This window comes from Planctobacterium marinum, assembly GCF_020687805.1.
Classification (GTDB): Bacteria; Pseudomonadota; Gammaproteobacteria; order Enterobacterales; family Alteromonadaceae; genus Planctobacterium; species Planctobacterium marinum.
This window is the reverse complement of record NZ_JAJEWQ010000002.1, coordinates 180,143-194,507: the sequence shown is the minus strand read 5'-3', so window position 1 is coordinate 194,507 and position 14,365 is coordinate 180,143. Positions and strand designations below refer to the sequence as shown.

The window sequence follows — 14,365 nt, the reverse complement described above, 5'->3', positions numbered from 1 at the left end:
ATTCGTGCGGCGCACTTGAACTAGTAAATTTATATTGTGGAAGCATATGGCAAGCAAGCAGTCACAGATCAAACTCCTCATTGCTAAAGGTAAAGAACAAGGCTTTTTGACCTTTTCTGAAGTAAATGACCACCTCCCGCAAGATATCGTAGATTCCGATCAAATTGAAGATATTATTCGCATGATTAACGACATGGGTATCCAGGTATTTGAAAATGCCCCAGACGCCGATGAGTTATTAATGCAGGAAACCACTACCGATGAAGAAGTGGCAGAAGCAGCCGCACAAGCGCTAGCCACGGTAGAAAGTGAAATAGGCCGTACAACGGACCCGGTACGCATGTACATGCGCGAGATGGGCACAGTTGAACTGTTGACCCGTGAAGGCGAAATCGAAATTGCCAAGCGTATCGAAGATGGTATCAACCAGGTTCAGTGCTCTGTAGCCGAATACCCTGAAGCCATTACTTACCTTTTAGATCAATGGGATCTGTACGAAGCCGAAGAAATTCGTTTAAGTGACATTATTCTGGGCTTTGTTGATCCTAACGAAGAAGACGTCGCTCCCACAGCAACGCACATCGGCTCTGAGTTGTCTCAGGAAGATCTGGACGACGAAGACGACGATGATGACGACGACGATGATGACGATTCTTCTGATGATGAAGATAACAGCATCGATCCGGAAATGGCGCGCGAAAAGTTTGCAGAATTGCGTGTTCAGTACGAAGCCACCCGTGAAGTCATCGCTAAAAATGGCCGCGCTCATGCTAAAGCGAAAGAAGAAATCGCTAAACTGAGTGACGTATTTAAAGAGTTCCGTCTGGTACCGAAGCAATTCGACCGCATGGTGCGCAATATGCGCTCTATGATGGACAGAGTGCGCGTTCAGGAACGCCTGGTGATGAAGCACTGTGTTGCTCAGGCCAAAATGCCTAAACGCGACTTTATCCGTAAGTTCGCCGGCAATGAGACCTCTCTTGACTGGTTTTACGAAGTATTAGAAAGTGATCACCCTTACGTTGAACAACTTAAACTTCTGCAGGAAGACATTGAGCGTTGTGTCAGTAAAATTAACCAGGTAGAAGAAGAAACTGGCCTAGTGATTGACGATATCAAGGATATCAACCGCCGCATGTCTATCGGTGAAGCGAAAGCTCGCCGCGCCAAAAAAGAAATGGTAGAAGCCAACCTGCGTCTGGTTATCTCAATTGCCAAAAAATACACCAACCGCGGTTTGCAATTCCTGGATCTGATTCAGGAAGGAAATATCGGCCTGATGAAGGCGGTAGACAAGTTCGAATATCGCCGTGGTTATAAGTTCTCAACTTACGCCACATGGTGGATACGTCAGGCAATTACCCGCTCTATTGCAGACCAGGCGAGAACTATCCGTATTCCGGTACATATGATTGAGACGATCAACAAGCTTAATCGTATCTCCCGTCAGATGTTGCAGGAAATTGGTCGTGAACCCACTCCGGAAGAACTATCTGAGCGCATGTTAATGCCGGAAGATAAGATTCGTAAGGTGCTGAAGATCGCCAAAGAGCCAATCTCCATGGAAACCCCCATTGGTGACGACGAAGATTCGCATCTGGGTGACTTTATTGAGGACAGCACCATAGTGCAGCCTCTGGATTCAGCCACCAACAACAACCTTAAACTGGCAACTCAGGACGTGTTAGCGGGCCTTACCGCCAGAGAAGCAAAGGTGTTGAGAATGCGTTTTGGTATCGACATGAACACCGACCACACGTTGGAAGAAGTGGGTAAGCAGTTCGACGTAACCCGTGAGCGTATTCGTCAGATAGAAGCCAAAGCATTGCGTAAATTGCGTCACCCGAGCCGCTCGGAGCAATTGCGAAGCTTCCTGGATGAACAATAATTAAGGAATGGGCGCGCAAAGCGCCCTTTTTATATGCGAAGAAAAATACTGTTATTCATTTTTTGTGGTGTGCTGTCAGCCTGTGACACGGTCAAGCCCGCTAATCCCGTATGTCGTATCAGCGATCAACATCTGGACGATGCCACCGGTAACGCCGGTTGTTTTATCCGGGTAAACGAAAAACTACTGACACTAGGTAATATTCAAACCGGCCGCCTGGATGTACCAGGCGGTACAGCAGATGAAGGTGAGCTGGCACAATGTACCGCTCACCGGGAAACGTTTGAAGAAACCGGCTTTAACGTTGAAGTAGGTAAGTTATTAGGTATTGCAGAGAATGGCTTTCGGATTTACCAGTGCCAGTTAGCAGACGAAGTAGGCGAAGATATTGACCGTTTTCCGGTACCCGACTGGACAAAGCACGAAGTTGCGTTTATCAAACTGACCGACCCGTTTGATACCTTAGCCAGTGAGTGGCGCTATCCAAAACGGCATATTGAAACCCTGGATATGTTTAACAAAACCAGGCCGGAAAACGACGAAGCAGAAAACGTCAAAGATAATTAATCGATGTGCAGCGTACAGTCGGACTGGCTTACTCCAGATCACCTAACAGCGAATCTGTCCAGTCCCGTGCCTGCTCCATTAATTGTGCTAACAAACAGGCTTGGGACCAACCGCATGCCTTGGTAAGATCGTCCCAGTCAGCCCGCTCCAGTAACATAACTTTACTCAGGGTCTCACCTTTAAACCCGGTAAGGTTTAGCAGAGCATTCTGCACATCCAAAGGAATGAACAAGTGCTTGATGACCTCTGGCAGCTCCATGTTAAATACTCTGTCCAGTCCTGAAAATAAACCTACGGTAAAATAACTGTCAGTATCATTTAACTCTATGGCTTTAGCCAACAGTTCACAGGTTCTGGCACGTGTCAGTAATATGGTAAAAAACGCATCAGGCACATCGCTGTTTTGCATCAATGAAATCAATATAACCCACTTTTTCAATGACACTATCCCCAAAAACACCACGGCTTGCTTCAGGCTACTGACTTCGCGTTTTAACCCCTGAGCAGGACTATTAAGGATACGTAACAGTTGATAGCTCAATTTAGGATCTTTGGATACCAGATACGATAATTTATCAAAACTGACATCCGGTTGTTGCAGCTCGTTAATGATCGTCAGGGCCAAATTAACGTTCGCATTGATTTTTCGCCCTTCAACTAACTGAGGCCTTTCTAAATAATACCCCTGAAATAAATCAAAGCCTAAGCTAACACACTGCTCAAATACATCATAAGACTCAATTTTTTCAGCAATTAACACCTTTCCCATAGCCTTAATACGTTGAATATCCATCTCATGTTTGTATATATTACAAGCAAGCACATCAATTTTTATGTACTTGACCATGGGGAGTAAGTCCTCGAAATGCGACTCAAACGTAAAGTCGTCCAGAGCAAAATGATACCCCAGGCGTTTTAGTCGATAGATTTGCTTTATGAGAGCTTCATCTACGACAGTGTCTTCAAGGATTTCAATAATGGCTTTGTTGGCATCCACCGGAAAAAACGAGTCAGAAAACAATAAATTTCGAGTAAGGTTAAAAAATAGAGGGAATTGAACCAAAGCTTCATCATCATTGATACTACCACAAGTATTCAGTATTAATTCTATAGTAGCAATGTCATCATCAACAAAGTCGGCTTTATCTACATTAGATTGCGAACGATACAACAGCTCGTAACCAAATATCCTGTTCCTGTCATCAAAGATGGGTTGACGAGCACAAAGCACGTCAAGGCTGGTGTACATGTGATTCTATTGCATCCTTAAATTTAGATTTAATTATTGTACGACCGATGATTATGGCATTATTGTCTTCATCAACTATATACAACTTTAGGCTAATACAAGGCTGCTTTGAGCCACATTAACGGTAGGCTTCCACCAACTTGTCCAGCATCCCCGAAAGTTGCTGTAAGGCTTCACTGGTTCTGGCCACTTTGTCAGACACCTGCAGATTGTCTTCCGTTTCACCCTGAATTTGCTTCAGGTTCTCACTGATAACATGGGCCACCTGGGCCTGCTCTTCAGTAGCCGTAGCAACCTGATCGTTTATGTCCCGCAGCGCCGTGATACCTTCAGTGATACTGCTCAGCGACTGCTCAGCCTCAATAACGGAACTTACCCCGGTACGGGCCTGTTCCCGGCTATCTTTCATCAGGGATACAGCTCTTGCGGCTTCCTGCTGTAAACGGTCGATAGTTTTCTGAATTTCCTCTGTCGATTCTCCGGTGCGCTGTGCCAGCGAACGCACTTCGTCTGCGACCACTGCAAAGCCACGTCCCTGCTCACCAGCCCGGGCAGCTTCAATCGCTGCATTTAATGCCAACAGATTAGTTTGTTCTGATACCCCGCGAATGACTTCCAGTACGCTGCCAATGGCGTCGGTGTGGCTGGCCAGTTCATCAATTACAACAGCTACCGATTCCACTTGTGTTGAAAGCTGCTCAATAGATTGTTTAGCCTGCATAGAAACTGCCTTACCCTTGTGACTGGCATCTTCTAAATCATTTGAGGTTTCTGCCGCTTTGTTCGCATTGCGCGCCACTTCATCCACGGTGTCGCCCATTTGACTAATTGCAGTTACCACTTCTCCGGTATGGGTAGACTGTCGTTTGCCCAGCGCTAAAGATTGTCTGGCAAAGTCCGCCACTGAATCAGCTTCTGTGCGCAAATCTTCGCTGGTATTGGCGACCATCTCGACAGTTTTTTGAATCTTTTCCACAAAGGCGTTAAAGCCTTCGCCAAGCGATTGCAACTCTTTGGAAGACTGTCGCTCAAGTCGCACATCAAGGTTCGCCTCTGCCTGCCCCAATTCGGCAAACACGGCGGATAATTTACAAATAGGGGCCGCAATGATGTTGGCAACAAATACCGCTAATACCGCAAATCCGGCAGCCACTAATGCGACCCAGACAATCATTTGATTTCTGGCAGCATTGAGTTCAGCGAAGATCTCATCCACCGGCACCTGCGCCACGACATACCAGCCACCCGACTCGATATAACTACTGGCTAAAAACACCTCTTCACCATCCACCTCAGTGCGGCTCATAGCGAATTCAGAACGGGTCAGCAGTTTGCGCTCAACAACGCCACTGTACAGTGAACCCAAATCTTTTTTGTTCAGAAAGGACTGGTTGCGATGAATTTGCACCAGTCCCTTACCATCGGTTAAAAATACAAAGCCGGTTTCTGCCAGTCTGTTACTTTTCAGCTTGTCCACCATCTGATCAACAGATAACCCTATCCCTGCCAAAACCTGTCCGTTCAGTTGTTGATAGTTAACGAACATCTTGGTGCCCGCCCCTTCTTCTGTGTAGAGACTCATGGAAGAGGCTTCGCCGGAATCGCGAAAGGCAAAAAACCAACCGTCCAAATTATCGTTATTCAGTACTCTTAAAAAGCCATCCTGGTTCCAGTATTGTGCTGTACCGCGATTAGCCACAGACACATTGGTTAAACCATACTGGTTTTTGATATTGTTCAGATTGCGTATCACGGTGTCTTCCTGTGCGCCAGGTGACCCATTGCGCATCCACTGATTAACAAACTCGTCGTTCGCTAATTGTCTGGTAGCGCTACGCATAATTGAGATTTCTTTGTCCAGCTCATTGCGAATGCGTTGCAAAGTATTGGGAAGCTCCACTTCTTCAAGGCGTTCCGACACCAGATTTCGTGCGCTAAACTGCCCAATTGCACCAACGATTATGGTGGACACCAGCACTGCTATCAGCAGTGAAAAAACAAATAATTGTTTAATAGATAAAGATGCTAAATTCATTTATTGCTCGTTATGTGCGCAATGGCTCATTATTATTGTAGGAGTGACAACTGCAAAAATACAAAAACTTTGTAGATTATGTCCGATATATTTCTGCTCTTATCATCTCGTTTTCGACCAAATAGTCAACATCCTGAAACTATTTTCTATTTTTATTGGCTTAGATTGCCTTTTAAAGACAAACCAGGTAATTCCGTTTACTTTTTGTTGCTCCACTGGCAAACTCATCAGACCACTTGAAACATTTTTGAGGATTTTACCATGCCAGAATATCGTGCTCCCTTAGACGACTTCCAATTTCTTCTTCACGACTGGTTAAACGTCAGTGACCATTATCGCCATATCGGTAAAGACGATATTGATGCCGAGCTGGTAAATGAAATTATTGCCCAGGGCGCGCGCTTTGCTGAATCAGAAATCGCCCCGATCAATCAGGCGGGTGATCAGCAGGGATGTAAACTCAGTGATGGTAAAGTCACTACTGCACAGGGTTTCCCAGAAGCCTATCAGAACTATATTGAAAACGGCTGGAACGCCATGCTGGGGTGTGAAGAATATGGCGGCCAGGAACTGCCTTATTCGGTGGCTATCCCGGTACACGAAATGCTGGTATCCGCCAATGTTAGCTGGCGCCTGGTTTGTGGCCTGACTGAAAGCGCAGTACTCGCGCTGGAAAAACACGGCAGCGATGCGCTAAAAGAAAGTTATTTGCCCAATTTAATCAGCGGTGAATGGACCGGCACCATGAATTTGACTGAGCCTCAGGCAGGCTCCGATTTAAGCTTACTCACCACCAAAGCTGAACCTAATGACGATGGCTCCTATAAGATTTCCGGCACTAAAATCTTTATTTCCGGTGGTGACCACGAATGGACCGATAATATTATTCACCTGGTATTGGCCAGACTGCCTGATGCCCCCCGGGTGTGAAAGGCATAAGTTTGTTTCTGGTACCTAAAATGCTCCCCGGTGAAAACGACGCATTCGATGTGCCTAATGCGGTCTCGGTGGGTAGTATCGAACATAAAATGGGCCTGCATGGCTGTCCCACCTGTGTCATGAATTTTGACGGTGCGACAGGCTGGCTCATTGGCGCACCACACAGTGGCCTGGCGTGTATGTTTACCATGATGAACGACGCGCGCTTTCAGGTGGGTTTACAAGGTACCGGCATCGCTGAGGCATCTTATCAGGGAGCACTTACTTACGCCAAAGAACGTTTACAATCGAGAGCGCCACAAGGTGTGCAACAGCCCGATGAAAAAGCCGATGCCATCATTCATTTGCCAGATGTGCGCCGCATGTTACTGACTCAAAAAGCCCTGACAGAAGGTTGCCGGGCTTTGGGTTTGTTGTACGCCAAACAGGTAGACCTGGTGCGTTTTGGTTCTCCAGAAGAGCAAGCAAACGCAGAAGCCATAGTCGCCTACCTGACCCCCATCACCAAATCCTTCTTTACCGATGTGGGACAGGAAGTCTCCCAGTTGGGGGTTCAGATTTTTGGTGGTCACGGCTACATTCAGGAATGGGGCATGGAGCAATTGATTCGCGATAGTCGTATCACGCAATTGTACGAAGGCACCAATGGAATTCAGGCACTGGATTTGATATCCCGTAAACTGGTGCGAGACGGCGGTAAAATGCTTCAGGCAACGGCTGAACTATTTGCCGGTTTGATTACCAACATCGCCAATCAACAGGACCGCGATAAGGCACAGGAAGTCTACGATTTGTGGTTAGCCGGCTCGCAATCGTTGATGGCGGGAGATGCGTTTGATACTGCCAGCCGAGCCTATGATTACATGCAGTTTTGTGCCTATTCATTACTGGCCATATGCTGGCTAAGCCTGAAAGACACTGCATCAGGCAATGACAATCAACAACTTGCCAATAGCAAGGCGAAAGTTTGTGAGTTTTACTTAAAGCGCCTGTATCCGAGAGCCCTGATGCACAAAGCCGCTCTGACAGACAACGGTGAGGACCTCGCCGCGTTTACTCTGGACGATTTTTAGCCGTTCAGGAAACGCAAAAAGGGAGTCAAACGACTCCCTTTCAATAACCGTTCTGATTACTGGCGAACACCTTCAACATGCAGTTCCAATAACACCGTTGTTGGCCCTAAAATTTCTTTCATGCCATAGTCCGCCATGCGGATCTCGGTATTGCCGGCAAAACCCGCTCGATAGCCGCCCCATGGATCATCACCTTCACCAATTTTCTCAGCATCAATAACAATATTTTTAGTGGTACCGTGCAGCGTGAACTTACCCGCCACTTCCAGTTTCCCATCGCCTTTATCGGTGATTTTAGTACTGACAAACTTTGCTTCCGGAAAGTCTTTTACATTTAAAAAGTCATCGCTGCGCAAGTGTTTATCGCGTTCAGCGTGATTGGAATCAATGCTGGCCGTTTTGATATTTACCGCGATTTTTGCCGCTTGTGGCTTTTCAGCATCATAGCTAAACGTGCCTTCAAATTCGTTAAAGCGCCCGGTCAACCAGGAGTAACCCAGATGCTGTGTTTTAAAGTTTATCGAAGCGTGAGCACCTTTGCTGTCGATAACATAATCCGCAGCCTGTGCCAGGGGTGATAACAACGCAGTAAGCAATACAGCGGCTAGTGTTTTTTTCATAATAATGTCCTCAAATTTAATGTATCAGTTTTTTAGTACACGCAGCATACGGCGCAGCGTATTATCTTTATCAATAAAGTGATGTTTCAGCGCTGCCAGCGCATGCAACACCACCAGTACTATCAGTCCATAGGCCAGGTACTCATGCACCAGTCCTGCAACATCCTCCTGATTTTCCAGTAACTCCCCGAACCCGGGTACTGTCCACCAGTCAAATATTTCTATACCGCGTCCATCGGCGGTTGAGATCAAATAGCCACTGCAAAATATGGACAGTAACAAACCATAAAGCGCGGCGTGCGCCAGGCCAGCGAGGCGCTTTTCCCAGGGATTGCCAATAGCTTTGGGAGCAATATTAACGAACTTCCATCCCAACCTGAGCAAGATAAACGCCGCTAACAACAAGCCAACACTCTTATGCCAATGAGGTGCAGTTCGATACCATTCACTGTAGTAATTCAGCTCCACCATCCACCAGCCCAACGCAAACAGCCCGATAACAGCAATGGCCGAAATCCAGTGCATCACTATGGCCACCCAACCAAAACTATTTTCGCTGTTTCTTAGCATACCAACCTCTAAATGACCTGAATCACCACACGATATCAGACAAAAATGAACATAAAAATGTTAAAAATACGGGCTTAACTGTCGAATAAATAGAACCAATCGTCTCAGACGCTGGATTTTATGGCATGGTAAAGGCTCCGGCCAGCTATTGTAATAGCCATTGCAGCCAACACTTTGTAAGCAAATCTTCCAGCGCCGGGGCCAGGTCGTGTTCCGGGATCAACACTTCCACCAGTGCCGATTGCTCCGGTTGTGACTGCACTATTTGCAAAGTGCGGTACAACTCTTCACAATTTTTTACCTGATAACCCGGCATGTTGTACGCCGTAGCCAGACTCAGATAATCCCACTTCGGCAATATATCAAACGGCGCAAACTCGCCGTGAGGCGTAAAGGCGCATACATCCACAAAAGATTGCTCTATGGCATATACGCCATTACTCATCACAAACACGACCGCGTCCAGTTGGTTGCGCGTAATGGTAGACAAAGACTGACACATCATCATAAATCCACCATCGCCAGCCACCACCAAACTGCGCTTGTCTGAGGCCATAGACGTGCCGGTAACGCAGCCAGTTTCGTGCCCCAGTGATCCCCAGGCGGCATCGCCTACAAAACTATCCTGCGGTAAACCCACCAATCGGGCCGCCTGGTAAAGCGACGAACTTTCTCCCAGTATCAGATTGGTGACAGGCAACAACCGCTCCCTGACCAACCAGCCCCAGAGCACATCAAAGAAGGATTTGTAGCCCAATGGCTGTGCCAACAACTCGGGGGTTAACTCCGGCATGGCAGGCAAAACAGGTAGCGGAATGTCATTGCGGGGGAAAGCACAGCTTTGTTCGCAATATTCCGTCAAGGTCCGGATAAAATCCGGTAGTTGTACATTGTGATAATGTTGATACCCCACCCTTGCCTGTTCAGCATCCATCGCAATGATATCGGCGAACTGGTTTTCCAGTATATCCAGATAATCGTCAGTGAAAATAACGCCTAATGCCAGTATCGCATCAGACTCACTGAAATAATCGTTGGTGCCAGGGTTAGAAGCTGCGCCGGCGTATGTACCAATGAAAGTACCCGCGTTCTCATCCAGGGTGGTTTTTCCCAGTGTGGTGGTAGCATAGGGTAAACCTGACGCTTCCAGAAGGTTTAACACTTTTTCTTGCAGGCCGAAACGAGCAATTTCAACGCCCACCAACACCACGGGTTTTTTAGCGCTTTTGATTTTCTCAATAGCCATGTTAATCATGGCTTCCAGGGATTCCTTTTGGCTGCCCTGTGACAGCGGCGTCAAAGTCCCCTGTGGCGGCTCACACTCCATGCCCCAGACGTCCTGCCAGGCTTCCAGGTATATGGGACGACGGTGAGTAATGGCCTGAGTTAACGCGTGATCAATTTGCTGCGGCGCTTGGTCAACATGACTCAAAATTTCGGCGGCAACGGTGACGTTGCTATACACATTCCGGTCTGCGCCCAGGCGGCCTGTGGAGTGATGAAACAAGACCCCGGTTTGTTCAATCGTGACCCGGTTAGCAGTTGTCGGGCTGGCTGTGATCACCACCACCGGATTGCGCTCCACCCAGGCGCCTGCGATAGCATTTAAAGCACTAAAGGTACCGACACCAAATTGCACCGATACCGCCCCTATCCCTTTGTACCTGGCATAGCCATCTGCGGCATAACCTGCGCCTAACTCATTGACATCACCCACAGCGTCAATACCGTCAAAGGCTTCCAGGGCATCCATAAATTCAGCAACATAATCGCCTGGTACCTGAAACACTTTGTCTAAACCCAACTGTTGCAACCGGGTCAGCAGATAATCAGCCACCGTGAATTTCGTTTTTGTGGCGGGCTGCACTAATGCGTTATTTTTGGACATGATTAATACCCTCATAAGCAAATTCTGTCACCTCATCCAGGGTTTTGCCGCAACCTGAACAGGTAAATGGCGGTTTATCAACGTCACACTGACAACCGTCCGGACAAGGCACAGGTAAAAAGCTAAAGCCATGATTAGCCTCCAGCCAGGATGAGTAATCCGGATCATTGACTAACCAGTCGGGTTTAGCCAATGCAAAAAATGACTCCAGGGTAGATTCTGCTGTGTTTAAGGCACCTTCTACCCAACCTTGTTCATAGGAATAGGCTTCGCCAACAATATAGATATCCTGGTCTTCCACCGGATGACGCATCCGACACATAACTTCATCCAGTCGGTAATTGGCTTTCCACTCATGCCAACCACCGCCATAGGGGTCTTCGCCCCACTCCTGATATACCGCCGAATAGGGCATGGGCAGTTCTTTTTGATTGTGCAGTGCTTCTATCTGGCGCTGTGCCGACTCCACCATATCCTGGGTGATTTGAAACTCGTGTCTGAGCATCACGTCTTCACCCTCTATTGCGCAGCGACTTTGATTGGGTAAAAAACCCTGATATTGCTCGCCTTTTTCTAACCCCTTCCAAAACGGGATGGTTTCAATATCGTTGTAAGACGCCATCAACAGTGAATTCATGGTGTTTTCGCCGCCTTCCTGTTCACATTCCGTGCCCATGTAGTAGGTTTGGCGAATGGGCAAATCGGTGACCGAGCGGCCAGCCACCAGGCCTAAACTGCGCCACCAGGGACGCTCGTAAGCCATGAACATTTTGAAGGCCTTTTGTATCAATACGGACGGGATATTTTCTTTTAACCAGGGATCATCAAAGAAGGAGGACTTAACCAACTCCAATGAACGTCTTGGCATCGCCAAAATCACTTTTTTAGCCCGAACCACGGTGGGTTCAACACCGTTACACTGCCGGGTTTTACCGGCCTCATCAGTGATTGCGGGATAAAACAATAGTTCGTAAGTGCAGTTTTGGTCTTTGCGTAGCCGCAACGCATCAAGGCGATGGTTCATATAAATGCGCTTACCGTCAGGAATAATCCCGCCAGCCATCGCATTAAAATTCGCTGCCAGGGTTAAAGGCAAGGCCTGAAACCCGTCTTTTAAGGTTAAAAACACCGTGTCATCGGAATATTCGGTAGCAGGTAATTGCGTTACTGCACTGGCGTTAGCCACATTGGCATCGTACCCGCCGGCGTCTTTCATAAATTGGTAGGCTTCATTGCTGAGCACGCGCTCCAGTAAATTCCAGAAACCGTATTTCCAGATTTCTTTGCCAAAAACCTTAAGTTGCATCTGTTCGCACAGGCTCATATCAGCAAATCCGGGGCAAATCAGATTCATCACCTTAACCTGCAGGTTTTCGGGGCCATAGCCTTTTTCAGACCAATTCATTTTATAGGGAATGCGATCCGGGCATTCGGCAAAATCCCGATACCGGAAATACTCACCGCGTAAGTAAAACAAGTTGTTATCAGCATGCGCAACCGGACTGGCAGGATCATTTGGGTCAATGGGCAGCGACGAACCCATCGGAAAATTCTTGGTTTGCAGCCCCAACTCATTCACCAGGGTTTTCACCATAATGTGGTCCTCAGGGATGTAACGCATGCCTCCCAATTCTGCCACCACGTTGGGTAATCCGGGAATACGTCGGCTGTAAAGCCTGCCACCAATGCGGTTACTGTATTCAAACAGGGCAATTTTTTGTTTGTCGCCATAGGCCTGTTGCAAACGCCAGGCGCTATACACGCCAGATACTCCTCCCCCGACAATCGCCACGTCTAATTCTATTTCATTCATTTTCCTTTTCCCTTTAACAGTTTGATAATCCTGCACACAACAACCTGTACAGAACGAAAGTGTATTTAATTTCTTTTGATAAAGAGTAAAAATATAGCCAATTTTTAAGAATGTGCTGTATAGATATGGCGATTTTGAGAATTAATTTTCACTGACAGAAAATCTGGTGAGATGAAGCCTGTTAGGGATGAATCAGTTAAGCGGGTTATTTTGCAGTGCTGGCGGAAGAATCGCCGTTGCAGACATCCAGATAATGCAGAATTTTTTTGCGACCATCTTCAGAAGCGTACATTTCCAAAGGTGTGGCATTGTTAAACAAAGGACACGGATGGTTGAGCCACTTTTCGGTGAGTCGCGCATCATTAAAGAAGACCATGGCTTTCTTGTAGAGTTCGCTTTCCATTTTATTGGCTCTTAATTACTGCACCAGAAACATAGAAGGAATTCACAAAAATGTAAAGAAACGGCGCTCAAAGTTGCCACTGAGCTTTGATACTGTCATAGCTGCCATCCCTTTTCATCGATTCCAGGGCCTTTTTTAATCGCTCCACTATCACCTTATCCGTTGTTAACCCTGTCGCTATGTGTAGCTCTCTTGCCAGTTCCGGTAAGGCCAGAAAACGCATCACCTGATCAGGGGAATAACCCGCCTTGTTTATTTCAATATTCTGCGACAAGGTATTGGTCAGCACAAAGTCAATATGCGCCTTGAACAACATCCCCCAAAGATGATCATAACGCGATGCCAGGCCTAAATTGTGTTTGTCACTAAAGCCCTGCTGACGAAGATAGCTCTCTGAGAAATAGCCCCTTACTGTGCCCACTACGTACTTTTTGGCGTCTTGTAAGGATGTCAGTTGAATGTGTTGATTACTTTTTAAACCGATCAGAAACGCCTGCGTTTCATAGACGGCACCAACCCACTGAAATTGTGCTTCCCGGGGCCCTGACTTTAACAAGGACAACATAAACACGTTCGCTTCATTGCTGGTTAGCTCAAACGCCCGCGCCTGGGGCATAAGAATGGTTTTTGCAGGGTATTCGGCTCTGCTTGCCACCTCTGCGGCGATGGCTACCAGAAAGCCCGTTGCGGTATTGTTTTCATCGTTGAAGTGAATGGGGGGCAACTCTTCAGCAACAAACAACAATGGATTCGCCAGCACATTCCCGGCGCTCAGTGCCAACATGACAATTAGCCATCGACAGCACTGATACACCTTCATCTAACTTTGCCCCTGGTATTGCTCAAGGTAAGCTTCCAGATAATCAATTGCCTCGGATTCACTGGCAAACAGGATCTCATCCAGTGCGGGTTCAACACCCAGTCTTTCTCTTATACGGCGAGTTTGCGCAATCGCCACCGGTGATTTCAGTACGTAGGCTGCTCTTACACATCCTAACTGCAAGCCAATTTTACCCCCTGCTATCAGCATAGCTTCTGCTTCTTCGGTGCCCACCATGGCTTCCGATGAACTGCTCAGATAGCCCCAGGGACTGCCTTTAAGATCGCCCACCACCTTAACCAGGTTGTCACAAAAAAACTGTAAAACACTGGCGTTAATGGCCCCAAAAAAACTGGCCACCACAATCCGGCCTCGTCGCTGCAGGGTCACACCACCAAATTTATTTTTGAATTTAAGCAGATCAGTCAAATCGTCGATTTCAGCATAAGTTGATAACAATCTTCTACGAGCCTCATTTGGGCTAAAAGTTCCCGGAGCCT

11 protein-coding genes and 1 pseudogene are annotated in these 14,365 nt (G+C 47.2%); 3 read left to right on the top strand and 9 right to left on the bottom strand.

The window, feature by feature from the left end; genetic code table 11:
• The first annotated feature begins 46 nt into the window (after positions 1-46).
• Both rpoD and LJ740_RS06205 read left to right on the top strand, forming a co-directional pair.
• A complete protein-coding gene (gene rpoD / locus LJ740_RS06210; protein ID WP_229528208.1) occupies positions 47-1,888 on the top strand; it encodes an RNA polymerase sigma factor RpoD in 1,842 nt (613 codons plus the stop codon).
• A gap of 33 nt (positions 1,889-1,921) precedes the next feature.
• Positions 1,922-2,455, top strand: coding sequence for an NUDIX domain-containing protein (locus LJ740_RS06205; RefSeq protein ID WP_229528207.1), 534 nt, complete (start codon positions 1,922-1,924; stop codon positions 2,453-2,455).
• Between the two features lie 28 nt (positions 2,456-2,483).
• On the opposite strand, the gene LJ740_RS06200 is transcribed toward LJ740_RS06205, so the two are convergent.
• Complete coding sequence (locus tag LJ740_RS06200) at positions 2,484-3,704, bottom strand: EAL and HDOD domain-containing protein (protein ID WP_229528206.1); 1,221 nt, start codon at positions 3,702-3,704, stop codon at positions 2,484-2,486.
• Positions 3,705-3,822: 118 nt separating this feature from the next.
• On the bottom strand, positions 3,823-5,739 hold the full coding sequence (locus LJ740_RS06195; RefSeq protein ID WP_229528205.1) for a methyl-accepting chemotaxis protein: 1,917 nt from the start codon (positions 5,737-5,739) through the stop codon (positions 3,823-3,825).
• A gap of 261 nt (positions 5,740-6,000) precedes the next feature.
• Between LJ740_RS06195 and LJ740_RS06190 the strand changes: the two are divergent.
• Positions 6,001-7,751 (top strand): annotated as a pseudogene (locus tag LJ740_RS06190) (acyl-CoA dehydrogenase family protein).
• A gap of 56 nt (positions 7,752-7,807) precedes the next feature.
• Here the strand turns inward: LJ740_RS06190 and LJ740_RS06185 are convergent.
• The 7 genes from LJ740_RS06185 to LJ740_RS06155 all read right to left on the bottom strand — a co-directional run bounded on the left by LJ740_RS06185 (position 7,808) and on the right by LJ740_RS06155 (position 14,324).
• The gene (locus LJ740_RS06185; protein ID WP_229528204.1) at positions 7,808-8,371 is read right to left on the bottom strand and encodes a YceI family protein; all 564 of its coding nucleotides are present in this window, start codon (positions 8,369-8,371) and stop codon (positions 7,808-7,810) included.
• Positions 8,372-8,395: 24 nt separating this feature from the next.
• Positions 8,396-8,941 carry a cytochrome b gene (locus tag LJ740_RS06180; protein ID WP_229528203.1) on the bottom strand — a complete coding sequence of 182 codons (546 nt, stop codon included), beginning with the start codon at positions 8,939-8,941 and terminating at the stop codon, positions 8,396-8,398.
• 145 nt (positions 8,942-9,086) lie between these two features.
• On the bottom strand, positions 9,087-10,829 hold the full coding sequence (locus tag LJ740_RS06175) for an alpha-keto acid decarboxylase family protein (protein WP_229528202.1): 1,743 nt from the start codon (positions 10,827-10,829) through the stop codon (positions 9,087-9,089).
• Positions 10,816-12,642: a flavin monoamine oxidase family protein gene (locus tag LJ740_RS06170; RefSeq protein WP_229528201.1), complete on the bottom strand. Its 1,827-nt coding sequence runs from the start codon at positions 12,640-12,642 to the stop codon at positions 10,816-10,818. The genes LJ740_RS06175 and LJ740_RS06170 overlap by 14 nt, the downstream gene beginning before the upstream one ends.
• Before the next feature lie 205 nt (positions 12,643-12,847).
• Positions 12,848-13,045, bottom strand: coding sequence for an MbcA/ParS/Xre antitoxin family protein (locus LJ740_RS06165; protein WP_229528200.1), 198 nt, complete (start codon positions 13,043-13,045; stop codon positions 12,848-12,850).
• Between the two features lie 67 nt (positions 13,046-13,112).
• Positions 13,113-13,865 carry a substrate-binding periplasmic protein gene (locus LJ740_RS06160; RefSeq protein WP_229528199.1) on the bottom strand — a complete coding sequence of 251 codons (753 nt, stop codon included), beginning with the start codon at positions 13,863-13,865 and terminating at the stop codon, positions 13,113-13,115.
• The gene (locus LJ740_RS06155) at positions 13,866-14,324 is read right to left on the bottom strand and encodes a hypothetical protein (protein WP_229528198.1); all 459 of its coding nucleotides are present in this window, start codon (positions 14,322-14,324) and stop codon (positions 13,866-13,868) included. It lies immediately after the preceding gene.
• Positions 14,325-14,365 lie beyond the last annotated feature (41 nt).

What these genes read in the sequence shown, in the direction of transcription:
- rpoD (WP_229528208.1), top strand. Translation starts at nt 47, where the DNA reads ATGGCAAGCAAGCAGTCACAGATCAAACTCCTCATTGCTAAAGGTAAA.
- LJ740_RS06205 (WP_229528207.1), top strand. Translation starts at nt 1,922, where the DNA reads ATGCGAAGAAAAATACTGTTATTCATTTTTTGTGGTGTGCTGTCAGCC.
- LJ740_RS06200 (WP_229528206.1), bottom strand. Translation starts at nt 3,704, where the DNA reads ATGTACACCAGCCTTGACGTGCTTTGTGCTCGTCAACCCATCTTTGAT.
- LJ740_RS06195 (WP_229528205.1), bottom strand. Translation starts at nt 5,739, where the DNA reads ATGAATTTAGCATCTTTATCTATTAAACAATTATTTGTTTTTTCACTG.
- LJ740_RS06185 (WP_229528204.1), bottom strand. Translation starts at nt 8,371, where the DNA reads ATGAAAAAAACACTAGCCGCTGTATTGCTTACTGCGTTGTTATCACCC.
- LJ740_RS06180 (WP_229528203.1), bottom strand. Translation starts at nt 8,941, where the DNA reads ATGCTAAGAAACAGCGAAAATAGTTTTGGTTGGGTGGCCATAGTGATG.
- LJ740_RS06175 (WP_229528202.1), bottom strand. Translation starts at nt 10,829, where the DNA reads ATGTCCAAAAATAACGCATTAGTGCAGCCCGCCACAAAAACGAAATTC.
- LJ740_RS06170 (WP_229528201.1), bottom strand. Translation starts at nt 12,642, where the DNA reads ATGAATGAAATAGAATTAGACGTGGCGATTGTCGGGGGAGGAGTATCT.
- LJ740_RS06165 (WP_229528200.1), bottom strand. Translation starts at nt 13,045, where the DNA reads ATGGAAAGCGAACTCTACAAGAAAGCCATGGTCTTCTTTAATGATGCG.
- LJ740_RS06160 (WP_229528199.1), bottom strand. Translation starts at nt 13,865, where the DNA reads ATGAAGGTGTATCAGTGCTGTCGATGGCTAATTGTCATGTTGGCACTG.